At 66.4% G+C, this 23359-nt stretch carries 33 protein-coding genes and 1 pseudogene; 14 read left to right on the top strand and 20 right to left on the bottom strand.

The window, feature by feature from the left end; all coding sequences use genetic code 11:
• Positions 1-156: 156 nt before the first annotated feature.
• The 7 genes from Q0632_RS17910 (at position 157) to Q0632_RS17880 (ending at position 5465) form a co-directional block, all read left to right on the top strand.
• The gene (locus Q0632_RS17910) at positions 157-600 is read left to right on the top strand and encodes a CopD family protein (protein ID WP_298932739.1); all 444 of its coding nucleotides are present in this window, start codon (positions 157-159) and stop codon (positions 598-600) included.
• On the top strand, positions 597-1649 hold the full coding sequence (locus Q0632_RS17905; protein ID WP_298932738.1) for an MBL fold metallo-hydrolase: 1053 nt from the start codon (positions 597-599) through the stop codon (positions 1647-1649). Before Q0632_RS17910 ends, Q0632_RS17905 begins: the two co-directional genes overlap by 4 nt.
• A complete protein-coding gene (locus Q0632_RS17900) occupies positions 1637-2533 on the top strand; it encodes a D-amino acid aminotransferase (RefSeq protein ID WP_298933005.1) in 897 nt (298 codons plus the stop codon). The genes Q0632_RS17905 and Q0632_RS17900 overlap by 13 nt, the downstream gene beginning before the upstream one ends.
• Before the next feature lie 2 nt (positions 2534-2535).
• Complete coding sequence (locus tag Q0632_RS17895) at positions 2536-2838, top strand: DUF493 family protein (protein WP_298932737.1); 303 nt, start codon at positions 2536-2538, stop codon at positions 2836-2838.
• A gap of 87 nt (positions 2839-2925) precedes the next feature.
• On the top strand, positions 2926-3594 hold the full coding sequence (gene lipB / locus Q0632_RS17890; RefSeq protein WP_298932736.1) for a lipoyl(octanoyl) transferase LipB: 669 nt from the start codon (positions 2926-2928) through the stop codon (positions 3592-3594).
• A gap of 8 nt (positions 3595-3602) precedes the next feature.
• Entirely contained in the window at positions 3603-4592 is a 990-nt protein-coding gene (lipA, locus tag Q0632_RS17885) for a lipoyl synthase (protein WP_298932735.1), read from the top strand.
• 42 nt (positions 4593-4634) lie between these two features.
• Entirely contained in the window at positions 4635-5465 is an 831-nt protein-coding gene (locus tag Q0632_RS17880) for a DMT family transporter (RefSeq protein ID WP_298932734.1), read from the top strand.
• A gap of 6 nt (positions 5466-5471) precedes the next feature.
• On the opposite strand, the gene Q0632_RS17875 is transcribed toward Q0632_RS17880, so the two are convergent.
• The gene (locus Q0632_RS17875) at positions 5472-6491 is read right to left on the bottom strand and encodes an ABC transporter substrate-binding protein (protein ID WP_298932733.1); all 1020 of its coding nucleotides are present in this window, start codon (positions 6489-6491) and stop codon (positions 5472-5474) included.
• 62 nt (positions 6492-6553) lie between these two features.
• Here Q0632_RS17875 and Q0632_RS17870 point away from each other — a divergent pair, with 62 nt between their 5' ends.
• Complete coding sequence (locus tag Q0632_RS17870; RefSeq protein ID WP_298932731.1) at positions 6554-7087, top strand: hypothetical protein; 534 nt, start codon at positions 6554-6556, stop codon at positions 7085-7087.
• A 60-nt stretch (positions 7088-7147) separates the two neighbouring features.
• Here the strand turns inward: Q0632_RS17870 and ptsP are convergent, their stop codons facing one another.
• The 5 genes from ptsP to Q0632_RS17845 are packed head-to-tail and all read right to left on the bottom strand — an operon-like array spanning position 7148 to position 11381.
• On the bottom strand, positions 7148-8923 hold the full coding sequence (gene ptsP, locus Q0632_RS17865; protein ID WP_298932729.1) for a phosphoenolpyruvate--protein phosphotransferase: 1776 nt from the start codon (positions 8921-8923) through the stop codon (positions 7148-7150).
• Positions 8920-9189, bottom strand: coding sequence for an HPr family phosphocarrier protein (locus tag Q0632_RS17860; RefSeq protein ID WP_298932727.1), 270 nt, complete (start codon positions 9187-9189; stop codon positions 8920-8922). The genes ptsP and Q0632_RS17860 overlap by 4 nt, the downstream gene beginning before the upstream one ends.
• Positions 9158-9610, bottom strand: a complete 453-nt coding sequence (locus Q0632_RS17855) for a PTS fructose transporter subunit IIA (protein ID WP_298932724.1) — start codon at positions 9608-9610, stop codon at positions 9158-9160. The genes Q0632_RS17860 and Q0632_RS17855 overlap by 32 nt, the downstream gene beginning before the upstream one ends.
• A gap of 5 nt (positions 9611-9615) precedes the next feature.
• Positions 9616-10863 (bottom strand): MFS transporter, encoded by a 1248-nt coding sequence (locus Q0632_RS17850; protein ID WP_298932722.1) that lies wholly within the window; start codon positions 10861-10863, stop codon positions 9616-9618.
• Positions 10860-11381, bottom strand: coding sequence for a hypothetical protein (locus Q0632_RS17845; RefSeq protein WP_298932720.1), 522 nt, complete (start codon positions 11379-11381; stop codon positions 10860-10862). The genes Q0632_RS17850 and Q0632_RS17845 overlap by 4 nt, the downstream gene beginning before the upstream one ends.
• A 31-nt stretch (positions 11382-11412) precedes the next feature.
• Between Q0632_RS17845 and Q0632_RS17840 the strand changes: the two genes are divergently transcribed.
• From Q0632_RS17840 to Q0632_RS17825, 4 genes are all read left to right on the top strand, one after another.
• Positions 11413-12654, top strand: coding sequence for a CaiB/BaiF CoA-transferase family protein (locus Q0632_RS17840; RefSeq protein WP_298932717.1), 1242 nt, complete (start codon positions 11413-11415; stop codon positions 12652-12654).
• Entirely contained in the window at positions 12655-13389 is a 735-nt protein-coding gene (locus tag Q0632_RS17835; RefSeq protein WP_298932715.1) for an alpha/beta fold hydrolase, read from the top strand.
• Positions 13390-13512: 123 nt separating this feature from the next.
• Positions 13513-14565 carry a hypothetical protein gene (locus Q0632_RS17830; protein WP_298932712.1) on the top strand — a complete coding sequence of 351 codons (1053 nt, stop codon included), beginning with the start codon at positions 13513-13515 and terminating at the stop codon, positions 14563-14565.
• Between the two features lie 158 nt (positions 14566-14723).
• Complete coding sequence (locus Q0632_RS17825) at positions 14724-15221, top strand: TlpA disulfide reductase family protein (protein ID WP_298932710.1); 498 nt, start codon at positions 14724-14726, stop codon at positions 15219-15221.
• Between the two features lie 68 nt (positions 15222-15289).
• Here the strand turns inward: Q0632_RS17825 and Q0632_RS17820 are convergent, their stop codons facing one another.
• Positions 15290-15742, bottom strand: coding sequence for a cytochrome c (locus tag Q0632_RS17820; protein WP_298932708.1), 453 nt, complete (start codon positions 15740-15742; stop codon positions 15290-15292).
• A 172-nt stretch (positions 15743-15914) separates the two neighbouring features.
• On the opposite strand from Q0632_RS17820, the gene Q0632_RS17815 reads away from it, so the two are divergent.
• Both Q0632_RS17815 and Q0632_RS17810 read left to right on the top strand, forming a co-directional pair.
• Entirely contained in the window at positions 15915-16586 is a 672-nt protein-coding gene (locus Q0632_RS17815) for a cytochrome b/b6 domain-containing protein (RefSeq protein WP_298932706.1), read from the top strand.
• Positions 16587-16626: 40 nt separating this feature from the next.
• Complete coding sequence (locus Q0632_RS17810) at positions 16627-17124, top strand: GNAT family N-acetyltransferase (RefSeq protein ID WP_298932704.1); 498 nt, start codon at positions 16627-16629, stop codon at positions 17122-17124.
• 69 nt (positions 17125-17193) lie between these two features.
• On the opposite strand, the gene Q0632_RS17805 is transcribed toward Q0632_RS17810, so the two are convergent.
• The 13 genes and pseudogenes from Q0632_RS17805 to Q0632_RS17745 form a co-directional block, all read right to left on the bottom strand.
• The gene (locus Q0632_RS17805) at positions 17194-17700 is read right to left on the bottom strand and encodes a peroxiredoxin (protein ID WP_298932701.1); all 507 of its coding nucleotides are present in this window, start codon (positions 17698-17700) and stop codon (positions 17194-17196) included.
• A 104-nt stretch (positions 17701-17804) separates the two neighbouring features.
• Complete coding sequence (gene rpsQ / locus Q0632_RS17800; RefSeq protein WP_298932699.1) at positions 17805-18074, bottom strand: 30S ribosomal protein S17; 270 nt, start codon at positions 18072-18074, stop codon at positions 17805-17807.
• Positions 18075-18083: 9 nt separating this feature from the next.
• Complete coding sequence (gene rpmC / locus Q0632_RS17795; protein WP_298932697.1) at positions 18084-18290, bottom strand: 50S ribosomal protein L29; 207 nt, start codon at positions 18288-18290, stop codon at positions 18084-18086.
• Positions 18291-18307: 17 nt separating this feature from the next.
• The gene (gene rplP, locus Q0632_RS17790; RefSeq protein ID WP_298932695.1) at positions 18308-18724 is read right to left on the bottom strand and encodes a 50S ribosomal protein L16; all 417 of its coding nucleotides are present in this window, start codon (positions 18722-18724) and stop codon (positions 18308-18310) included.
• Positions 18725-18726: 2 nt separating this feature from the next.
• Positions 18727-19632: a 30S ribosomal protein S3 gene (gene rpsC / locus Q0632_RS17785; protein ID WP_298932693.1), complete on the bottom strand. Its 906-nt coding sequence runs from the start codon at positions 19630-19632 to the stop codon at positions 18727-18729.
• A 12-nt stretch (positions 19633-19644) separates the two neighbouring features.
• On the bottom strand, positions 19645-19974 hold the full coding sequence (gene rplV, locus Q0632_RS17780; RefSeq protein ID WP_076196166.1) for a 50S ribosomal protein L22: 330 nt from the start codon (positions 19972-19974) through the stop codon (positions 19645-19647).
• A gap of 9 nt (positions 19975-19983) precedes the next feature.
• On the bottom strand, positions 19984-20262 hold the full coding sequence (gene rpsS / locus Q0632_RS17775; RefSeq protein WP_013899633.1) for a 30S ribosomal protein S19: 279 nt from the start codon (positions 20260-20262) through the stop codon (positions 19984-19986).
• Positions 20263-20273: 11 nt separating this feature from the next.
• Positions 20274-21098 carry a 50S ribosomal protein L2 gene (gene rplB / locus Q0632_RS17770; protein WP_298932679.1) on the bottom strand — a complete coding sequence of 275 codons (825 nt, stop codon included), beginning with the start codon at positions 21096-21098 and terminating at the stop codon, positions 20274-20276.
• 2 nt (positions 21099-21100) lie between these two features.
• On the bottom strand, positions 21101-21436 hold the full coding sequence (gene rplW / locus Q0632_RS17765) for a 50S ribosomal protein L23 (RefSeq protein ID WP_298932678.1): 336 nt from the start codon (positions 21434-21436) through the stop codon (positions 21101-21103).
• Positions 21433-22053, bottom strand: coding sequence for a 50S ribosomal protein L4 (rplD, locus tag Q0632_RS17760; protein ID WP_298932677.1), 621 nt, complete (start codon positions 22051-22053; stop codon positions 21433-21435). Before rplD ends, rplW begins: the two co-directional genes overlap by 4 nt.
• A complete protein-coding gene (rplC, locus tag Q0632_RS17755; protein WP_298932675.1) occupies positions 22054-22746 on the bottom strand; it encodes a 50S ribosomal protein L3 in 693 nt (230 codons plus the stop codon). It lies immediately after the preceding gene.
• A 217-nt stretch (positions 22747-22963) separates the two neighbouring features.
• Positions 22964-23278 carry a 30S ribosomal protein S10 gene (gene rpsJ / locus Q0632_RS17750; RefSeq protein WP_298932673.1) on the bottom strand — a complete coding sequence of 105 codons (315 nt, stop codon included), beginning with the start codon at positions 23276-23278 and terminating at the stop codon, positions 22964-22966.
• A 4-nt stretch (positions 23279-23282) separates the two neighbouring features.
• Positions 23283-23359: pseudogene (locus Q0632_RS17745) on the bottom strand (elongation factor Tu); the annotation flags it as partial.

The raw sequence follows: 23359 nt of genomic DNA, 5'->3' as shown, positions 1-23359 counted from the left end.
TGAAATTCAACAAAGCCACTGATTATAAGTAGAAACCCCCTGCTTTTCCTTCAATCTGACCAGCGAAGTCAGACTTGGCTGCTTGATAAGGTGTTTTAGCCTGCAGGTCACAAGTGACGCCACAATGACCGCGCTCCCTCATTTCCAAGGCCACCCATGCGCAACCTCCTGCTGTTTTTCCACCTCGCCGCCGCCATTTTCTGGATGGGCGGCATGGCCTTCATGGTGCTGGCCTTGCGCGTGCCGGTGAGTGAGCAATTGCAGCCGCCCGTGAGGCTGCCGATGCTGGCAGCCGTGCTGCGCCGCTTCTTCAGCGTGGTGGCCATCAGCATTGTGGTCTTGCTGGCCACCGGCGTGCCGCTGTTGCTGGCCGCGGGAGGCAAGCCGCCGCCAGGCTGGCACGCCATGGCCGGCCTGGGCATTGCGATGGTGCTGGTCTTCGGCCACATCTTTTTTGCACCCTGGCGCCGCATGAAGGCGGCAGTGGCGGCGGCCGACTGGCCCGAGGCCGGCCGGCGCATGGGCCAGATCACCCTGCTGGCCAAACTCAACCTGGGCCTGGGCTGGCTGGCGATCGCCGCGGTGCTGCTCTGGCGATGACGGCGCCCGGCGCCAACGACAGGCGGCACCACACACCCAAGGGCTTCACCAACACCGACGGCAGCCAGGTCGGCAAGTCGCTGGGCGAGGTGCTGCGCTGGCAGCGCCAAGCGCGCCGCCAGGGCCTGCCGCGGCCGCCGCAGGCGCCCACGCCCGTCGTCCAGCCCGATCTGCAAGGCCTGCGCGACAACGCCGGCGGCACACGGGCGCCCGCCGCCACCTGGGTCGGCCACGCCACCATGCTCATGCAGGCCGGCGGCCTCAATGTGCTGACCGACCCGGTGTTCAGCCGGCGCGCCTCGCCCGTGCAGTTCGCCGGCCCGCTGCGCGCGCAACCGCCGGGTGTGGCCCTGGACGATCTGCCGCCGATCGATGTGGTCGTGCTGTCGCACAACCACTACGACCATCTGGACCATGCCAGCGTGGTCGCACTCGACAAGCGCAGCGGCGGCCGGACGCTGTTCCTGGTGCCGCTGGGCATCAAGGCCTGGATGGCCAGGCAGGGCATCAGCAACGCGGTCGAACTGGACTGGTGGGAGTCGCACACGCACGGCGGTGTCGATTTCGTCTTCACCCCCGTGCAGCACTGGTCGAACCGCGTGCTGGGCGACAGGCAGCGCACGCTGTGGGGCGGCTGGGCCGTGTTCGCGCCGGACTTCCACTGGTATTTCAGCGGCGACACCGGCTACAGCCGCGACTTCAGCGCCACGCGCGAGCGCTTCGCCGGCCGCCAGCAGGACGGCGGCTTCGACGCCGCGCTGATCGCCATCGGCGCCTGCGAGCCGCGCTGGTTCATGAAGGACCAGCACGTCAACCCGGCAGAGGCAGTCCAGGTCCACCTGGACCTGGGCGCCAGGCGCAGCATCGGTGTGCACTGGGGCACCTTCAACCTCAGCGACGAGTCTCTGGACCAGCCGCCGCGGGAGCTGGCCCAGGCCCGCAGCGACCGGGGCCTGCCCGAGGACGCGTTCTTCCTGCTTCAGATCGGCGAAACCCGCCACCTGCCGCGCCGCGGGGACACGGCGAAAACGGGACAATCAACACCATGAGCGACACCTCCATCCCTTCCCTGCCCTGTTACCTCAACGGCGAATTCAGCACCCTGCGCGATGCCAAGGTCAGCGTCCTGGACCGCGGCTTCATCTTTGGCGACGGCGTCTACGAGGTCGTGCCGGCGTACAACGGCAAGCCCTTCCGCTTTGCCGAGCACATGGCCCGGCTCGACCGCAGCCTGGCCGAACTGCGCATCACCAACCCCAAGACGCATGCGCAATGGCACGCGCTTGTTATCAAATTGATAGCGGCCTATGCCCATTCGACGGGGGCTACAGCCGAAAATACCAACCAAATGGTGTACATCCAGATCACCCGCGGCGTGGCCATGCGCGACCATGTCATGCCGCCCGGCCTGACGCCCACGGTGTTCGCCACCAGCAACCGCATGGCCATCTACTCGGAGGCCGACCGTGCCAAGGGCGTGGCCTGCGTGACGGCCGACGACTTCCGCTGGGAAAAGGCCCACATCAAGACCACCAGCCTGGCCGCTGCCGTTCTGGCGCGCCAGCTCAGCGCCGACGAGGGCGCGGTCGAGACGGTGATGTTCCGTGACGGCTTCCTGTCCGAAGCCGCGGCCAGCAACGTCTGGGTGATCAAGGACGGTGTGGTCATGGGCGCGCCGCGCGACAACCTGGTGCTCGAAGGCATCCGCTACGGCCTGATCGAGCAGCTGTGCCGGGACGCCGGCATAGGCTTCGAGCTGCGCCGGATCCCGCGCGACGAGGTGCTGGCGGCCGACGAAATCCTGCTGTCCTCGGCCACCAAGGAGGTGCTGCCCGTCACCCTGCTGGACGGCCGGCCGGTTGGAAACGGGCAACCCGGCCCCATCTACCAGCAGCTGCACGCGCTGTACCAGCGCGCCAAACAGACTTCCTGACCATGAGCGCCTCCATCCATCCGCCCGCCCCCGAACCGGCAGCCCGCAAGGACTCGCTGATCGATTACCCCTCGCTGTTTCCCATCAAGGTGATGGGCATCAACGCAGAGGGCTTCGTCCATGCCGTGACCCAGATCGCCGGGCAGTTCGACCCGAACTTCGATGCCGCCAATGTGCAGCTGCGCGACAGCAAGGGCGGCAAGTACCTGGGCGTGACCGTCACCGTCACCGCCACCAGCCGCGAGCAGTTGGACGACCTGTACCGGGCGTTGTCGGCGCACCCGATGGTCAAGGTCGTGCTCTGAAATGACGGCCCCCACGCTTGTCACTGCGTGTACGCGCTGCCCCCCGAGGGGGCCCAAGCCTCCTAAGGGCGGCCTGTCGGAGGCTTGATGGAACTGCGCGACCTCGGCCGGGTCGCCTACCTGCCGGCCTTCCAGGCCATGCAGGAGTTCACCGCGGCGCGCGGCGAGGCCACAGCCGACGAACTCTGGCTGTGCGAACACGAGCCGGTCTTCACCCAGGGCCTGGCCGGCAAGCCCGAGCACCTGCTGGACCCGGGAGCCATCCCGGTGGTGGCCAGCAACCGCGGCGGCCAGGTCACCTACCACGGGCCCGGGCAGGTGGTGGCCTACCCGCTGCTGGACCTGCGGCGCGCCGGCTACTTCGTCAAGGAATACGTCTACCGCGTCGAAGAAGCGGTGGTCCGCACCCTGGCCCACTACGGCGTGACCGGCCACCGCGTCGCCGGCGCCCCGGGCATCTATGTGCGGCTGGACGCCCCCTTCTCGCACCAGGCGCTGACCGGGCCGCAGCCGGCCGGCCAGCCCTTTGCCGGCCTGGGCAAGATCGCCGCCTTGGGGCTAAAGGTCAGCCGACACTGCACTTACCACGGGGTGGCGCTGAACGTGGCCATGGACCTGGAACCCTTCTCGCGGATCAACCCCTGCGGCTACGCCGGGCTGAAAACCGTGGATCTTTCTACAATCGGCATCTCCACCACCCCCCAAGAGGCGGCGCAGGTGCTGGGCCACAAACTCAGCGTCCACCTCGCGCCCTGAAGGATTCCATGAGCTCCACCGACGTCGTGCGCGAAGCGCAAAGCAGCGAAAACTACAACCCGCTGGCCAAACAGAAGGCCGCGGCCAAGCTGTCGCGCATCCCGGTCAAGGTGGAACAGGCCGAGGTGCTCAAGAAGCCGGACTGGATCCGTGTGCGTGCGGGCTCGCCCACCACGCGCTTTTACGAGATCAAGCAGATCCTGCGCGAGAACAAGCTGCACACGGTCTGCGAGGAAGCCTCCTGCCCCAACATCGGCGAGTGCTTCGGCAAGGGCACGGCGACCTTCATGATCATGGGCGACAAGTGCACGCGGCGCTGCCCCTTCTGCGACGTCGGCCACGGCCGGCCCGACCCGCTGGACAAGGACGAGCCGCTGAACCTGGCCCGCACCATCGCCAAGCTGCGTCTGAAGTACGTGGTGATCACCAGCGTCGACCGCGATGACCTGCGTGACGGCGGCGCCGGCCACTTCGTCGAGTGCATCCGCAACATCCGCGAGCTCTCGCCCGGCACCACCATCGAGGTGCTGGTGCCCGACTTCCGCGGCCGCGACGACCGCGCGCTGGAGATCCTCCAGGCTGCGCCGCCGGACGTGATGAACCACAACCTGGAAACCACGCCCCGCCTGTACAAGGAAGCGCGGCCGGGCTCGGACTACCAGTTCAGCCTGAATCTGCTCAAGAAGTTCAAGGCCCTGCACCCCGGCGTGCCCACCAAGAGCGGCATCATGGTCGGCCTGGGTGAGACCGACGAGGAGATCCTGCAGGTCATGCGCGACATGCGCGCGCACGACATCGAGATGCTGACCATCGGCCAGTACCTGTCGCCCAGCATGAGCCATCTGCCGGTGCGCCGCTATGTGCACCCCGACACCTTCAAGATGTTCGAGCAGAAGGCCTACGAGATGGGCTTCTCCCACGCCGCCGTCGGCGCCATGGTGCGTTCGAGCTACCACGCCGACGAACAGGCCCACGCTGCCGGCGTCGCCAACACATAAGGCGGCAAGAGCGCGGCGCCGCCGCGCTTACAGTCAGTGCCCATGCACGCGAATGTTTATGCGCTGGGCGCGATCGCCCTGTGGACCAGTCTGGCCTCGCTGGGCCTGGCCCTCAAGCACGTCCCGCCCTTTCTGCTGACCGGCATCGCCCTGGTGATCGGCAGCATTCCGGCCTGGCCTCTGTTCAAGCAGTGGCGGGTGCCGGCCTCGACCCTGGCCCTGGGCATCTGCGGCCTGTTCGGTTACCACTTCCTGCTGTTCATCGCGCTGCGGCTGGCGCCTGCGGTGGAGGCCAACCTGGTCAACTACCTGTGGCCGTTGCTGATCGTGGTGCTGGCGCCGGTGCTGCTGCCCGGCCTGGGGTTGCGCTTGCGGCCCGCCCATGTGGCCGCGGCGCTGGCCGGCTTTGCCGGTGCCGCCATCGCCATCCTGGGTGCGGGAGGCGGCGCCAGCGCAGCCTGGTCCTGGGGCTATCTGCCGGCGCTGGGCTCGGCGGTCATCTGGGCCACCTATTCGCTGCTGACGCGCCGCGTCCAGGCCTTCCCCACGGCGGCCATCGGCCTGTTCGGCCTGGTCTCGGGCCTGCTCTCGCTGCTGTGCCACTGGGCGCTGGAGCCGGCCGCCATGCTGTCGGGACAGGACTGGCTGCTGCTGGCGCTGATGGGCCTGGGCCCGCTGGGCGCGGCCTTCTTTCTCTGGGACAAGGCCTTGAAGCTGGGCGACGCCCGCCACATCGGCATCCTGAGCTACCTCACGCCACTGGCCTCGACCGCCTTGCTGATGCTGGTCAGCGGCCGGCCGTTGACCTGGAGCATCGCGCTGGCCGCGGCCATGATCATCGGCGCGGCCGTGGTGGGCACAAGGGCCCGCTGAGCACGCTCAGCGCGGCAGCGACTCGACCTCGCGGGCCCAGCGGTCGATCAGGCGCCTGCGCTCGGCGGCCTTGCCGTATTTCTCGAAGTCGTACTTGATCAGGCGCACGTTGTCCATGTTGGGAATGCGCGGGTCGGGCTGGAAGGTCTTGTTGGCCGGCGACTGGAAACTCTCGGCCTTCGCGCCGATGGCCTGGCCGGCGGGGCTCATGAGGAAGTCGTAGTAGCGCTTGGCGTTGGCCATGTTGCGCGCGCCCTTGATGAGGGCGATGCCGCCGACCTCGTAGCCCGTGCCCTCGCACGGCGCCGTGGTCTTGACCGGGTACTTCTGCAGGCGCCATTTGTCGAAGCCGAAGATGAAGCTCACGCCGATACCGACCTCGCCCTTGGCCACATTGGGCGCCTGGGCCTGGCCGCTGCGGGTGTAGTTGCTGACGTTCTTGTGCAGCTTCTTGAGGTAGTCGAAGGCCGGCTCCTCGCCCATCATCTGCACCAGACCGGCGATCACGGTGTAGGCCGTGCCGCTGGTGGCCGGATGCGATATCTCGATCTCGCCCTTGTACTCGGGCTTGACCAGATCGGCCCAGCATTTGGGCTCGGCCAGCTTTTTCTTCTTGAGCACCTCGGTGTTGTAGCCGAAGCCCATGGCGCTGGTGTAGAAGCCGCCGACCATGTTCTGCGACATCGCGTACTGGCGCACGCTCCAGCTGTGCAGGTCATTGATGTAGGCCGGGCGATAAGCCTCGAGCAGGCCCAGTTCGGCCGATTGCAGGAAGGGGTCGCCGGTGCCGCCCCACCAGATGTCGGTCTTGGGATTGGCCGCCTCGGCACGCAACTGCGCCGCCGCCTCGCCCGTGCCCTTGTGCGCCTGGGCCACGCGGATGCCGGTGGCCTTGGTGAATTCCTGCGCCGCCAGCTCGCACCAGGACTGGTCGGTGCTGCACAGGGCGTTGATGGCGCCGCTTTGCGCCTGGGCGGCGCTGGCCAGCAGGAACGACAGCGCAAGAACGATGGAGCCGGTCTTCATGGTGCCCTTTCGGAAAGCGTTGCGCCATTGGGCCACAATCCATGCCTTCCTTCGAGCGCCCCATGAAAGCCACCACCCCCCGCCGCAAACTCATCGTCGTCCTCCTGGTGGTCCTGTCGGTCGTGGGGGCGGTGGTCCGCTACAGCGCAGCCGACCCCTCGGCGCTGCGCGACGTCGGCACCCTGATGATGCTGCTGTGGCTGCCGGTGATCGGCAACGTCGTGGGCTGGGTGATCGGGCAGCTGCGGCCACGCCAGCCGCCACCGGTGTTGGCGTTTCCGGCAGACCGGCCTTTCCATGGCCAACTGCTGGCGCAGCTGTCGCCTCTGCCGCCGGGCCAGCGCCCCGCCACGCAGGACCTCGACGCCAACAACACGGTCTGCGCCCTGCTGTGCGGCACCGAGGGCTACACAGTGCGCCTGGCCCAGCCCCTGGCGCAATGGCTGGAGCGGGGCCAGACCCAGGCCCTGGAGCTGGAATTCCTGCGGCCCGATGTGGCCCTGCCCAAGCTGCCGCCGGGCACGGCCTTCCATGTGCTGGCCGGCAACGGCGCCATCGGCCAGGGCCACGTCCTGCACCCCATCACAGCAGAATAATCGGCCCATAGCCCCCATCCACCGGACCTGGAGCGCTATCGAAACAGGAGCGCCCGGCGTTCAGCCGATCAGCGCAGAGGGGTCTTCGGCAGCGATCACCTGTTGCGCCCAAGGCGCCAGACGCTGCACGTCGGCGCGCAGCACCTCCTGCTTGACGGCCAGGATCTGCGCCGGGTGCATGGAGAACGAGCGCAGGCCCAGGCCCAGCAGCAGGCGGGTGAACGTGGTGTCGCCGGCCATCTCGCCGCAGACGCTCACGCCCTTGCCCTGGGCATTGCATTCGGCAATCGTCTGCGCCACCAGATTGAGCACCGCCGGGTGCAGCGGGTCGTACAGGTGGGCCACAGATTCATCGGCGCGGTCGATCGCCAGCGTGTACTGGATCAGGTCGTTGGTACCGATCGACAGGAAGTCGAAGTACTTCAGGAAGGTCTTGAGCGTGAGCGCCGCTGCGGGGATCTCGATCATCGCGCCCAGTTCCACCGGGCCGTAGGTGACGCCGCGGTTGTCCAGCTCGGCCCGTGCGAAGTCCACCAGCGAGACGGTCTGGCGGATCTCGCTGGCATGGGCCAGCATGGGCACCAGCAGGCTGACCTTGCCGTGCACCGCGGCGCGCAGGATGGCGCGCAGCTGGGTCAGGAACATGGCCGGGTCGGCCAGGCTCCAGCGGATGGCGCGCAGGCCCAGGGCGGGGTTGAGGTGGGTGTCGTCGCGCATGGCGGCGTCCAGCGGCTTGTCGGCGCCGACGTCGATGGTGCGGATGGTCACCGGCAGCCCCTGCATGCCCTCGATGGCGCGCTTGTAGGCCTGGTACTGCTCTTCCTCGCCCGGCGTGTCGCCCTTGTTGCGGCCCATGAAGAGGAACTCGCTGCGAAACAGCCCCACGCCCACGGCGCCGGCGTTGAGCGCCGCGGCCGCGTCCTCGGGCATCTCGATGTTGGCCAGCAGCTCGATCTTCTGGCCGTCCATGGTGACGGCCGGCGTGTGGCGCAGCCGCGCCAGCCGGCCGCGCTCGAGCTCGCCCTGGCGCTGCTTGAAGCCGTACTCGGCCAGGATGATGGGCGAGGGGTCGACGATCATCACGCCGGCGTCGCCGTCGATGATGACCCAGTCGTCCTGGCGCACCAGCTGGCTGCCGCTGCGCGTGCCGACCACGGCCGGGATGTCCATGCTGCGCGCGACGATGGCGGTGTGCGAGGTCTTGCCGCCGACGTCGGTGACGAAGCCGGCGAACACGCTCTGCTTGAACTGCAGCATGTCGGCCGGCGACAGGTCGTGCGCCACCAGCACCAGGGGCACGTCCACGCTGTCGTCGGTCAGCAGCATGTCCTGCTGGCGCGCCGGGCTGGAGCGCCGCGCCGCGCTGGGCGGCGGAATCGGCGAGGCCACGCCCTTCATGTAGCGCAGGATGCGCTCGGCCACCTGCTCGAGGTCGGCCTTGCGCTCGCGCAGGTACTCATCCTCCATCTCGTCGAACTGGCGCGACAACAGCTCGAGCTGCGTCATCAGCGCCCACTCGGCGTTGTACAGGCGCTCGGTGATCCAGCGCTTGACGCCCTCGACCAGGTCCTCGTCCTGCAGCAGCATCAGGTGCACGTCCAGCAGAGCGCCCAGCTCGTGCGGCGCTTCCTTGGGGCCCATGGCGGTGATGGTCTGCTGCAGGCGGTGGATCTCGTCGATCACCGCGTTGCGGCCGTCGCGCACGCGGGCGATCTCGGCCTCGACCTGGCCCGCATCGATGAAGTAATGCGCCACGTCCACCCGGCCGGCCATCAGCACCGCCCGCCCGATGGCGATGCCTCGGGCGACGGCCAGGCCGTGGATGGAGAAGGTCACTCACCCTCTCCAAATTTGTCGGCGATCAGGGCCAGCAACGCGTCCATCGCCTGCTGCTCCTGCTCGCCACTGGTTTCTATCAGCACTTCGCTGCCGATGCCGGCGGCCAGCATCATCACGCCCATGATGCTCTTGGCGTTGACGCGGCGTTCGCCGCGGCTGATGAAGATCTCGCAGGGGAAGCTGCCGGCCAGCTTGGTGAGCTTGGCGGAAGCGCGTGCATGCAGGCCCAGCTTATTGCTGATGGTCGTATTTGTCTTGATCATTTTTGCGTCGGGGCTGGTTCTGCGGCGCCGTCACGGCCACCTGCATCACGCCCTGGGTGCCGCCGATGACGGCGCGCGAGACCAGGGCGTCGAGCGGCTCGTGCCGGTAACTCACGGCACGCAGCAGCATGGGAAGGTTGACGCCGGTGATCAGGCGCGAGCTCACGCCGTCGACCAGCTTCTGGGCCACGTTGCTGGGCGTGGCGCCAAAGATGTCGCTGAGCACCAGGATGCCCTTGATGCCCGGCTGCATCAGCTGCGCCATCGCGATGCGCGCCGTCGCCAGGGTCTCATCGGGCGACAGGTTGGGCTGCACATCGATTGCCGACAAAGTGGCGCCGCAGTCGGGAAAGACATGCAGCGCGCATTGCCGCAGCGCGTGGGCCAGCGGCGCGTGGCCGATGAGGAGGATGGCGTTCATGGGAATCAGGGTGGTCCTGGATTATGGCGTTGGGCCGCCATGAACCAACCGTAGGCGGCCACGCTGCACGCCAGGAACAGTGCCATCGCGGCGCGAAAGGACGCCACCGTGTCCAGACCGGCCGCGGCAAAGGCGTCGATGGCCACCCCCATGCCCCACTGCATGAGGAAGACACCGCCGAAGATCACCAGGTTGTAGGCCGACAGGGCGCGGCCGGCCAGCGCCGGCGCAAAGGCCATGCCGACCGCCGGCTGGGCCAGCGAAACAAACGTGGATGTGATGCAGAACATGGCCCAAGCCCCCGCCCCTGCTGATGGTCCCGCTATGATAATCGTAGCGAGCGCCAAAAAACTCAAAGGCAGGCCCAGGGCGATCAGGCGTTCGGCCGGCAGGCCGCGGCGGGCCAGCCAGGGATTGAGCAGGCCCCAGCTCCAGAAGGCGCACAGCATGCCCAGGTTGATGGTGAACAGGCCGGCCGCCGCCTCCACCGGCGCATAACCGGCCACGCGCACCATCCAGGGACCGGCCCACAGGGTCTGGATGGCGATCATGCCGCCATAACTGAAGAAGCCGACCGGCGCCATGCGCCGGAAGTAAGGGTGCTTCCAGACCTGCGCGTAACTGCCGGCGCGTTCGCCAGCGGCCGGCGCCGTCTCCCAGCGCGGTACCTGCCAGGCGATCACCACCATCGCCACGCCGATGGCCGCCGCCAGCAGCCAGAACAGTGGCCGCCAGCCGGCCAGCGGCACCAGCCACTGCACCGGCAGGGTGGAGGCCACCATGCCGAAGGAGCCGGTCATCAGCATCCAGGAGTTGGCGCGCAGCTGGGTGCCCGGGGTGAGCCAGCGGCGGTAACCGGTCAGGGGCGCCATCAGGCAGGCGCTGACGCCGGCGCCGCACAGCACGCGGGCCACCAGCAGGCCCGAGAAGCTGGTGGCCAGGGAGAACGCGATGCAGCCGGCCACCGCCACCAGCAGCAGGCCCAGCACCACCTTGCGCGGGCCGTGGCGGTCCAGCCAGGTGCCCAGTGGCAGCTGGGTGGCGGCAAAGCCCAGGAAGTAGCCGCCGGCCAGCAGGCCCAGTTCGCGCGCATTGAGCGCGAACTCCTGCGTCAAGGTGGGCGCCAGCGTGGCGGTGACGGCGCGCAGCAGGGCCGAGAAGAAGTAGGCAAAGGCGAACGCGAGAAAGACCGCCACCGCCTGCGAGCGCCCCAGCAGCGCGTCAGCCTGCACGGGCGGCGTCACGCCGCTCATTCGAGGCGCAGTCCGGCCAGGAAGCCGGCGGCCATCTCGGGCTTGAGTGCGTCGCTGTAGATCACGGCCTGCACCACCTGGCTGCCGCGGGCGGCGTAGGCCGCATGGCTTTCAACCTTGCTGCCGTCGGCCCGCTGGCCGCTGGCGACCACCTGGACCGCCTCGCGTAGCGCGAAGCCGCCCGGCGGCAGGAAGGGCTGCTCGCGCACACCGGTGGCGCGCATGTTGGCCAGGGTCGCCTGCTTCCACTGCGCCAGCGCCTCGCCGGCGCGGCCGGCCTCGCCGATGTCGGCATAGAGCACGGCGAAGGTAGCGCCGCCGGCCTCGCAGCCCAGCACATGCAGATCCACCTGGCGGCCGGCCATTGGCACCTGGCGCGTGGCCTTGTCAGGTTTGCAGGGCAGCGAGGCGCGCAGCGTGCCGGATTCGGCGCGCACTTCACGCCAGTTGAAGGTCGGACTGCAAGCGGTGGCGGCGCAGGCGGCCAGCAGGGCGGCCGCGGCGGTGGAACGGGACATCGCCGCATTATCCGTGCGCCACAATGCGCGCATGACATCCCTTGCAGGCATCCGCGTCCTCGACCTGTCCCGCGTGCTGGCCGGCCCCTGGTGCACCCAGACCCTGGCCGACCTGGGCGCCGACGTGATCAAGATCGAGCGGCCCGGCAGCGGTGACGACACACGCAGCTGGGGCCCACCCTTCCTGAAGGACCGGGACGGCCATGACACCCAGGAGGCAGCCTATTACCTGGGCACCAACCGCAACAAGCGCTCGGTCACCTGCGACATCGCCCAGCCCGCCGGCCAGGCCCTGATCCGCGAACTGGTGCCGCTGTGCGATGTGTTCGTCGAGAACTTCAAGGTCGGCGACATGGCGCGCTACGGCCTGGACTATGAGTCGCTCAAGGCACTCAACCCGCGTCTGGTGTACTGCAGCGTGACGGGCTTCGGCCAGACCGGCCCCTACGCCGAGCGCGCCGGCTACGACTACGCCATCCAGGGCATGGGTGGCTTGATGAGCGTGACCGGCGAACGCGATGACCTTGGCGGCGGCCCGCAAAAAGTGGGCGTCGCGGTGGCCGACCTCTTCACCGGCATGTACGCCACAGTCGCCATCCTGGCGGCGCTGCGCCATGCCGAGCGCAGCGGCGAAGGCCAGCGGGTGGACATGGCGCTGCTGGACACCCAGGTGGCGATGCTGGCCAACCTGGGCGCCAACTACCTGGTCAGCGGCAAGGCGCCGGGCCGGGCCGGCAACGCCCACCAGAACATCGTGCCCTACCAGGTCTTCGAGGTCGCGCCGGCTGCAGACGGCGACGGCAACAAGGACCACCTGATCCTGGCGGTGGGCAATGACGGCCAGTTCGCCAAGTTCTGCGCTGTCGCCGGCCGGCCCGAGCTGGCGGCCGATGCGCGCTTCGCGCAGAACAAGGACCGGGTGGCCAATCGCGCCGTGCTGGTGCCCCTGCTCGAGGCGGTGATGCTGACGCGTCCCAAGGCGCAATGGCTGGCGGCACTGGAAGCCGCCAAGGTGCCCTGCGGCGCCATCAATAACCTCCATGAGGTCTTCACCGACCCGCAGGTGCACGAGCGCGGCATGGTGACGCAGTGGGACCATCCCGTCGACCCGCAGCTGCGCTTGGTGTCCAGCCCGATCAAGCTGAGCGTCACACCGGTGCGCACCGACCTGCCTCCGCCCATGCTCGGCCAACACACTGACGAAGTGTTACGCGGCCTGCTCGATTGCACCGATGATCGGTTGCGGGCATTGCAACGCGACAAGGTGGTCTAGATGGCAAATTTCGTCCTGGTGCATGGCGCCTGGCATGGCGGCTGGTGCTGGCGTTCCGTGGTGCAAAACCTGGCCGAAGCGGGCCACCGCGCCCATGCGGTCACCTTGACCGGCGTGGGCGAGCGCGCCCACCTGATGTCGCCGGCCATCACACTGGAGACCCACATCACCGACGTCACCAACGCCATCCAGATGGAGGAGATGGACGAGGTGGTGCTGGCCGTGCACTCCTACGCCGGCATGGTCGGCACGGCACTGGCCGACCGGCTGTCGCAGCGGCTGCGCCATCTAGTCTATGTGGACGCCGTCGTGCCCGAGCCCGGCGAAAGCTGGAGCAGCACCCACACACCGGCCACGCGTGAGTCGCGCAGGGTGGCGGCCCAGGCCTCGCCCGATTTCAGCTTGCCGCCGCCCGACCCCTCGGTCTACGGCCTGAGCGGCGAGCACTACGAATGGGTCAAGCGCCGCCAGACGCCCCATCCCGGCCACACCTACGATGCGGTGCTCAATTTCGACCCGCAGCGCGTGGCCGGTGTGCCGCGCACCTACATCAGTTGCACCACGCCAGCGCTAGGCACAATCGACGCCAGCCGCTCCAGGGCGGCCGATCCCGGCTTCTGGGGCGGGGCCTGGGGCGCCGGCGGCGGTGCCCGGCTGCTGGAGTTGGCCACCGGCCACGACCCCATGGTCAGCGCCTCCGCAGAATTGACGAAATACCTCACGGATTGCCTCTAAAAAGCTGCGAACTCCTCCCATCTTGATACATATGTGTCAAGATGTTTCTTCAAAGGGGGTTCCATGCGATCCAGCCCGTCCGTCACTGCAGAAGCGCCAACAGCCCCCGCGCCGTTGGAAGCAATGGCATTGCCGGCCCTGATCGGCGCGGAACTGGCGGGCCCTCTGTCCCTCATGCAAGGCGTGATGCAGGACATCAAACGCAACAGGGGCATCACGCGCAGCCAGGTGGCAGCGCTCAACGACTCCCTGGCCTGGGCGCAGCGCATTGCCCAGCAAAGCCAGCAGATTCCTCGCCTGGCGGGTGGCCGGCTGCGCCAGTCGCACGAGCGCCTGAGCCTGGACCAGATGCTGATGGACGTGGTGGTCAGCCGCGGCCCCCTCTTTCGCAAGACCGGCGTGGAAATCGAGCATCACCTGCGCCAGGTCGACGTGATCGTCGATCCCGGCCTGCTGTGCAGCCTGCTGGAAGTCGTTGTGGACTGGGCCGTCGAGCAGGGAAAGCGGCTGCAACTGTCGCTGACCATCAAGAACTGGCCGGAGTATGGCGTGCTGGTCCTCAAGGCCAGCCAGCACGTCGCCACCGCCGACGATGCCCGTGGGCAGGGCGGTGCGGACACGCTGAACTGGCACATGCTGCAGCAGATCGCCCAGGTCATGGGCCTGATGGTCGATCGCGTGGTCGGCACCGACCATACCGTGCTGCGGATCGAATTCCCGCGCACCGTCAAGGAGCTTGAAGGACTCACCGCCGTGGAGGTCGACGTCGGCCGCGATTCACACTCGCGCTACAGCGACAGCAAACCGCTTGCCGGCCACCGCCTGCTGCTGGTGACCGCCGACCGCAACCTGCGCGCCCACGTCAAGCATATCTGCAGCTCGCTGGGTCTGGTCATGGACACCGCGCTGAACCCTGAGCACGCGGTGCGCTTTTGCGAGCAGGACAAGCCGCACGTGATCGTCATCGACCAGGAGCTGCGCGACGAGATTTTCGAGGAGCTGCGCGAGGATCTATTGCGCAGCGACATCAATTTCCCCTTCGTCGAGATCGCCAGGGATTCGAACACCTTCGAGATGTCCAATTGGATGGGCGGCAGCATCAGCCGCATCAGCCGCGACGTCCTGGATGCGCAGCTGCCTTCCATCCTGGCGATGGAACTGGCCAAGGTGCTGTAGCGGGCCGACGATCGAACTTTCGGGCGGCACGCGAGTCCATCCAGCATTCGCCCCGGGCGACATGCCAGGGGGCCGGCTCCCATGGTCATTGCCGGCGCCTCCAGCGGCGGCGCCGGCACACCCTTAAACTGTCGACAAATCAATGAATGCATCCTGAGATGAAACGCGTTTTTTATGGGGCCGCAGCAGCAGCTGCCCTGGCAATTGCCGCCGCCGTGTTCTGGGGCAGCGGCAGCAGCGCCGCGCCGCAGTCCACCTTCGTGCTGCTCGATGGCTCCAGCCAGAACACAGCCGACCTCAAAGGCAAGGTCACCCTGGTGAACTTCTGGGCCACCAGCTGCACCACCTGCGTGGCCGAGATGCCCAAGATCGTCGCCACCCACGACAAGTACAAGGCACGCGGCTACGACACGCTGGCCGTGGCCATGAGCTACGACCCGCCCAGCTACGTGGTGAACTACGCGCAGACGCGCAAGCTGCCCTTCAAGGTGGCCATCGACAACACCGGCGCCGTGGCCAAGGCCTGGGGCGACGTGCAGCTGACGCCAACCACCTTCGTGGTGAACAAGCGCGGCGAGATCGTCAAGCGTTTCGTCGGCGAGCCCGACTTCGCCGAGCTGCACCAGCTGATCGAGAAGCTGCTGGCGCAGACCTGAGCACGCTGCGCCGCATGCACAAAGGCCCGCGATTGCGGGCCTTTTCTTTTGCGCGCCGGGGCGGCGCGTCAGATGTTGCGGAACGCGTCGTGGCAGGCCTTGCAGGTGCCGGCGGTGGCGCCGAAAGCGGACTTCAGGTTGTCCAGATTGTTGGTCTTGGCCGCGGCCAGCAGCTTGGCGGTCTCGCCCACCAGCTTCTCGTTGTGCTCCTTGAACTTGGCCTGTTCGGTCCAGATTTCCGGCTTGGCGGCCTTGGAGATCTTGTCGGTACCAGCGCCAAAGCCGGCCCAGGGCAGCTTGGCCATGTCGGCCACGACCTCGGCGTTGTCCACCGCTGCCTTGGCGTCGTAGGGGACACGGCCATTGGCCATGGCGCCGATGCGGCCGAAGTGCTGCGCCATGACGAACAGCGCGCTCTGGCGGTATTTGACGGCGTCCTCCGGTTTGGCGAACTGCGCCGAGGCCGGGGCGGCAAACGCGCAGACCGCGGCGGCAAGGGCAAACGATGCGATGGATTTCATGGTGTTCCTTCTTCGTGGGTCGTTGAAAATCTCTGGGGTCCCGCTTTGAGGATAGCCAGAATCCGTAAAAGTTCTGCGGGAACCTTCGGTCTCAGGGAATCTACTAATCCGTTGGCGGCTTCGCCATCCAAGCAAAATCAGAGCCCGTCATGGGCCACAACGAGGGAAACACATGCGCAACACCGTCCGTGTCTGGGACCTGCCCACACGCCTGTTCCACTGGGCCCTGGCGGCCTGCGTCCTGGGCCTGCTGGCCACCGCCTACGCGCCGGGCTCCTGGATCGAATGGCATGCCCGGCTTGGGTACACGGTGCTGGCGCTGCTGCTGTTTCGCATCGTCTGGGGCTTCATCGGCGGCCGCTGGTCGCGCTTTGCCGCCTTCCTCTATTCCCCGGCCAGCGTCTTCAACCACCTGCGCGGCCGGCCGCACCCTGACCACCTGGTCGGCCACAACCCGCTGGGCGCCGGCTCGGTCTTCGCCATGCTGGTCTTCCTGCTGGCCCAGGTGGCCACCGGCCTGGTCAGCGACGACGAGATCGGCTTCACCGGCCCGCTCAACCGACTGGTTTCCACGGGCCAGGGACTGCTGGCGACCTGGTACCACAAGCAGGTCGGCCAGTGGGTGTTGATCGCCCTGGTCGTGCTGCATGTAGCTGCCATCCTTTACTACCTGCTGCGCAAGAAAGACAACCTGGTGCGGCCCATGCTGACCGGCGACAAGGCCGTCGCCCACGCCGTGCCGTCCTCGCGCGACGGCACAGGCCCGCGCCTGCTGGCGCTGGCGGTGCTGGGTGTCTGCGCTGTGCTGGTGTGGTGGCTGGTGCGCAACCCCGCCGTGGCCTAGCAAGCGGCTAAACTGGAGCGCCCATCTTCCAGCTTTGCGCTTGAACAAGCCCTCCCGCCCCCTGGTGCAGTTGTCCACGCCCGCCTCTCCCGAGGAGCTGGAAACGGTGCGCGGCATCTTCCGCGAATATGCGCAAGGCCTGGGCGTGGATCTGTGCTTCCAGCAGTTCGACCAGGAGCTCGCAGGCCTGCCCGGCGACTACCAGGCGCCGCGCGGAACCTTGTTGCTGGCCACTGTGGACGGCGCTTTGGCGGGTTGCTGTGCCCTGCGCCCCCTGGACACGGCAGACTACCCCAATGCTGCCGAGATGAAGCGACTCTATGTGCGCAAGGCCTTCCGCGGCCTGGGCCTGGGCCGGCAGCTGGCCGAGGCCGCGCTCGATGCGGCACGGCAGGCGGACTATGCCTGCGTGCTGCTGGACACGCTGGACGACATGGAGGCGGCGCGTGCGCTGTACGAAGACCTGGGCTTTTGCGCCATCCCGCCCTACTACCACAACCCGATTGCCGGGGCGCACTACCTCAAGGCCGACATCTGAAGCCCTGGATGGCCCAAGCCCCCGTCAAATGGGCTTGAGCAGCTATCAAAACAGGAGCATTCGCGGCACTCAGGCGGTGGCCTGGCCCAGCAGGGTGGTGGCATCGCTGACCTCGAACTTGCCCGGGGCCTCGACGTTGAGCGAAGCCACCTTGCCGTCCTTGACCAGCATGGAATAGCGGTTGCTGCGCAGGCCCATGCCACGCGCGGTCAGGTCCAGCGTCAGGCCGGTGGCCTTGGCGAAGTCACCGCTGCCGTCGGCCAGCATGCGCACCTTGGTGCCGGTCTTTTGCTCACGGGCCCAGGCGCCCATGACGAAGGCGTCGTTGACGCTGACGCACCAGATCTCGTCGACGCCGGCCTTCTTGAGCTCCTCGGCCTTCTCGACGTAGCCGGGCACGTGCTTGGCCGAGCAGGTCGGCGTGAAGGCGCCGGGTAGGGCGAACAGCGCGATGGTCTTGCCCGCCGTGGCCTTGGCCACATCGACAGGGTTCGGGCCGATGCTGCAGCCGTTGCCTTCGACCTCAGAGTACTCCTGCAGAGTGGTGGCAGGAAGGGTGTCGCCGACTTTGATCATTTGTGCGCTCCAAAAAGAAAAACGACCCACATTGTGGGTCGTTTCGGGGAGTCTTGCCGACCCAGAACGCCGTTTGACGTTTTGGGCTTGGGCGCAGGCGGGAATTAAACCGCTGCGGCCTTCTCCACCAGGCGGGTCGCGACCCAGTTCTTGGTCTTGGAGATCGGGCGGCTCTCGGTGATCTCGATCACGTCGCCGAGGTGGTACTCGCCCTTTTCGTCATGGGCGTGGTACTTGCTCGACTTGGCAACGATCTTGCCGTACAGCTCGTGCTTGACGCGGCGCTCGACCAGGACCGTGACGGTCTTGGTGCGCTTGTCGCTCACAACCTTGCCGATCAGGGTGCGCTTCAGGGAAGTCTTGGCTTCAGTCATGGTGCTTCCTTACTTGGCGGCCTTGGACTCAGCCTGCTTTTGGGCGAGGATGGTCTTGGCGCGGGCGATGTCACGGCGCGTGGCGCGCAGCGTACCGGTGTTGTTCAACTGTTGCGTGGCCTTTTGCATGCGCAGGCCGAAGTGGGCCTTTTGCAGCTCTTTGACCTCGGCCTCGAGGCCGGCAACGTCTTTCTGGCGCAGTTCAGTAGCTTTCATTTGTCATCACTCCTGAATTACGAGCCGATCATGCGGCTGACGAAGGTCGTGCGCAGCGGCAGCTTGGCAGCAGCCAGCTTGAACGCTTCGCGCGCGAGCTCTTCGGGCACGCCGACGATCTCGAACACCACCTTGCCGGGCTGGATTTCGGCGACGTAGTACTCGGGGTTGCCCTTGCCGTTACCCATCCGCACTTCAGCGGGCTTGTGGGAGATCGGCTTGTCGGGGAACACACGGATCCAGATGCGGCCGCCACGCTTGACGTGACGGGAAATCGCGCGACGCGCGGCTTCGATCTGGCGGGCCGTCAGACGGCCGCGGTCGGTGCACTTGAGGCCAAAGTCGCCGAATGCCACCGAGTTGCCTCGGGTGGCGACGCCGGTATTGCGGCCCTTCTGCTCTTTGCGGTATTTGCGGCGAGCGGGTTGCAGCATGTTTATTCTCCTTTACCGTCGGCAGCGGGAGCTGCCGGCGCGGCTGCCTTGCGGACGCGCTTAACGGTAGTTTTCGGTGCATCGGCACCTGTCGTTGCTTCTGCGGGCTTGTCGCTGCCGTCAGCCGGAGCGACATTGCCTGCACCAGCTGCGGGGCGGCGGGGAGCGGGACCACGGCGGTCGCCGGTCGGGCGTTCACCCGGACGGCCATCGCGACGCGGGCCACGCGGGCGGCGCTCTTCTTCAGGACGCGGGGTCTCCACGGCGGGCGCATCGCCACGGCCGAGGGTGTCACCCTTGTAGACCCAGACTTTGACGCCAATGACGCCGTAGGTGGTCTTGGCTTCCGAGGTGCCGTAGTCGATGTCTGCGCGCAGGGTGTGAAGCGGCACGCGACCTTCGCGGTACCACTCGCAACGTGCGATTTCGATGCCGTTGAGGCGGCCCGACGACATGATCTTGATGCCCTGAGCGCCCAGGCGCATCGCGTTCTGCATGGCACGCTTCATCGCGCGGCGGAACATGATGCGCTTTTCCAGCTGCTGGGTGATCGAGTCGGCGATCAGCTTGGCATCGATTTCGGGCTTGCGCACTTCTTCGATGTTGACTGCCACCGGCACGCCCAGGCGCTTGGCGAGCTCTTTCTTGAGCGCTTCGATGTCTTCGCCCTTCTTGCCGATCACCACGCCCGGACGTGCCGAGTATATGGTGATGCGGGCGCTCTTGGCGGGACGCTCGATGATGACGCGCGAAACGGCGGCATTCTTGAGCTTGGCCTTGAGGTACTCGCGCACCTTGATGTCTTCGGCCAGCATGCCGGCGAAGTCACGGTTGTTGGCGTACCAGCGGCTGGCCCAGTTGCGGCTCACCGACAGGCGAAAGCCAGTAGGATGGATTTTCTGTCCCATAGTCTTCGCCTGTTAGTTGCCGACCGTCACGTACACATGGCACGTGGGCTTGCTGATACGGTTGCCGCGGCCCTTGGCCCGCGCAGTGAAGCGCTTGAGCGTCGCGCCCTGCTCGACGTAGATGGTCTTGACCTTCAGTTCGTCGATGTCGGCGCCGTCGTTGTGCTCGGCGTTCGCAATTGCGGACTCCAGCACCTTCTTGATGATGACGGCGGCTTTTTTCTGGGTGAATTCCAGAACGTTGAGAGCCTGATCCACCTTCTTGCCGCGGATCAGGTCGGCGACGAGCCGGCCCTTGTCGACCGACAGACGGACACCCCTGAGGACTGCACGTGTTTCCATGGTCTTTCCTTACTTCTTCTGGACTTTTTTGTCCGCGGGGTGACCCTTGAAGGTGCGCGTCAGGGCGAATTCGCCCAGCTTGTGGCCCACCATCTGGTCGGTGATATAGACCGGGACGTGCTGCTTGCCGTTGTGCACGGCGATCGTCAGCCCGATGAATTCGGGCAGGATCATGGAGCGGCGCGACCAGGTCTTGATCGGCTTTTTGTCCTTAGTCGTCACGGCCTTGTCGGCCTTGGCCACCAGATGGTGGTCAACGAAAGGACCCTTTTTGAGAGAGCGAGTCATTTGCTATCCCCTTACTTCTTGCGACGCGACACGATCATGACCTGCGTGCGCTTGTTGTTGCGGGTGCGATAGCCCTTGGTGAGATTGCCCCACGGGTCCACTGCGTGACGGCCTTCGCCGGTCTTGCCTTCACCACCGCCATGGGGGTGGTCGACCGGGTTCATCACCACACCGCGAACGGTCGGGCGAATACCCATCCAGCGCTTCACACCGGCCTTGCCGAGCTGGCGCAGGCTGTGTTCTTCGTTGGCGACTTCGCCGATGGTGGCGCGGCACTCGATGTGCACCTTGCGCACTTCACCGGAACGCATGCGGACCTGGGCGTAGGTGCCTTCGCGCGCCAGCAGCGTCGCGGAGGTGCCGGCCGAGCGGGCGATCTGCGCACCTGCACCGGGCTTGAGCTCGATGCAGTGGATGGTCGAACCCACCGGGATGTTGCGGATCGGCAGCGTGTTGCCGGCGCGGATCGGGGCTTCCGAACCGCTCAGCAGCGTTGCGCCGACTTCCAGGCCACGCGGGGCGATGATGTAACGGCGCTCGCCGTCGGCATACACCACCAGGGCGATGTGGGCCGTGCGGTTCGGGTCGTACTCCACGCGCTCCACCTTCGCCGGGATGCCATCCTTGTTGCGGACGAAATCGACGACACGATAGTGGTGCTTGTGGCCACCGCCCTTGTGACGGGTGGTGATGTGACCGTTGTTGTTGCGGCCCGACTTCTGGATCTGGGGTTCCAGCAACGGCGCATACGGATCACCCTTGTACAGGTGATCGCGCGAGACCTTGACCACGGCACGTTGGCCGGGCGAGGTCGGTTTCATCTTGATGACTGCCATGATTAAGCGGCCTCCCCTGCGAGGTTCAGCTCTTGACCGGGCTTGAGCGTCACGTAGGCCTTGCGAATGTTGTCGCGGCGGCCCACCGAGCGGCCGAAGCGCTTGGTCTTGCCTTTGGTATTGACCACGGAGACACCCTTGACCTCGACCTTGAACATCAGTTCAACGGCGGCCTTGATCTCGGGCTTGGTGGCGCTCTGCAACACCTTGAAGGTCACGGTGTTGGTCTTGTCGGCCACAGCCGTCGCCTTTTCGGAGACGATGGGGGCGACCAGGACCTGCATCAAGCGGCCTTCGTCGAACGTGCGCTGTGCGGGCGTGGGATTGACGCGGCTCATGCGAACATCTCCTTGAGCTTGTCGATGGCACCCTTGGTGACCAGCACCTTCTTGTAGTGCACCAGCGACAGCGGGTCGGCGTAACGCGGCTCGACGACGAGCACGTTCACCAGGTTGCGCGAGGCAAGGTACAGGTTTTCGTCGACTTCCTCGGCGATCACCAGCACCGATTCAAGGTTCATGGCCTTGAACTTGGCAGCCAGGTCCTTGGTCTTGGGCGAGTCCACCTTGATGGAGTCGACCACGGCCAGGCGGCCTTCACGGGCCAGCTGCGAGAAGATGGCGGCCATGCCGGCGCGGTACATCTTCTTGTTGATCTTCTGGGTGAAGTTCTCGTCCGGGCTGTTCGGGAAGATCCGGCCGCCGCCGCGCCACAGGGGCGAGGACGTCATACCGGCACGGGCGCGGCCCGTTCCCTTTTGCTTGAACGGCTTCTTGGTCGAGTGCTTGACCTGCTCGCGGTCCTTCTGGGCGCGCGTGCCCTGACGGGCATTGGCCTGGAAGGCGACCACGATCTGGTGCACCAGATCTTCGTTGTATTCACGGCCGAACACGGTCTCGGGCGCGTCGTACTTGGACGCGGCCTGGCCCTGGTCGTTCAGGAGTTCGAGTTGCATTTACTTCGCTCCCTTCGCAGCGGCAGTGTCGGCGGCAGGCTTGGCCTTGATGGCGGCACGCACCGTGACGAAACCACCCTTGGAGCCGGGAACGGCACCCCGGATCAGCAGCAGCTGACGGGCTTCGTCAATGCGGAAGATGTCCAGGTTCTGGGTGGTGACGGTGTCGACACCCAGGTGACCGGTCATGCGCTTGCCGGGGAACACGCGGCCGGGATCCTGCGCCATACCAATCGAGCCGGGCACGTTGTGCGAACGGCTGTTGCCGTGCGACGCGCGCTGCGAACTCATGTGGTGACGCTTGATGGTGCCGGCGAAGCCCTTGCCGATCGTCGTGCCCTGCACGTCGACCTTCTGGCCCACAGCAAACACGTCGGAGGCAGGCACCGTGGCACCCGCTGCGTACTTGGCAGCGGTGTCGGCGGTGACGCGGAATTCCTGGATCACTTCACCGGCTTCCACACCCGCCTTGGCGAGGTGGCCGGCTTGCGGCTTGGTCACACGCGAAGCTTTGCGCGCACCGAACGTGACCTGCAGGGCCACGTAGCCGTCGTTCTCTTGGGTTTTGACCTGGGTCACACGGTTGTTCGACACATCCACCACCGTGACAGGAACTGCGTCCCCATCATCGGTGAACAGGCGCATCATGCCCACCTTGCGGCCCAGCAACCCTAGGGAGTTGCTCAGACTCATTTTTTGCTCCAAAACTTCCGCCGCAGCCGCTGCAATTGGCTTCTGCGTTGCCGGAACCACCCGAGGGCAGCCCATTGCGAAAGAAGGTTAATCATCCACCACGAATGGCGGCTCGCCCCGAAAGGTCGTTTTTCTCTGCCCAAAATGGACAGAGCCTGAAATTATAACGCGGACTGCCTTTTCAGGCAAGCCCGCGTCTGGAAAAGCCGTGAACGGCTTATTGCAGCTTGATCTCGACGTCCACGCCGGCCGGCAGGTCCAGCTTCATCAGGGCGTCCACGGTCTTGTCCGTGGGATCGACGATGTCCATCAGGCGCTGGTGCGTGCGGATCTCGAACTGGTCGCGGCTGGTCTTGTTGACGTGCGGCGAACGCAGGATGTCGAAACGCTTCATGCGCGTCGGCAGGGGCACGGGGCCCTTGACGATGGCGCCGGTGCGCTTGGCAGTGTCAACGATCTCGGCGGCCGACTGGTCGATCAGCTTGTAGTCGAAGGCCTTGAGGCGGATGCGGATTTTCTGTTGCGTGGCCATGTGATTACTCCAGGATCTTTGCAACCACACCCGAGCCGACGGTCTTGCCGCCTTCGCGGATGGCAAAGCGCAGACCTTCTT

Origin of the sequence: uncultured Ramlibacter sp. (genome assembly GCF_936925435.1) — a bacterium.
Taxonomy (GTDB): domain Bacteria; phylum Pseudomonadota; class Gammaproteobacteria; order Burkholderiales; family Burkholderiaceae_C; genus Ramlibacter.
The sequence above is the reverse complement of the archived record's forward strand: the minus strand, read 5'-3'. Positions and strand labels throughout refer to the sequence as shown.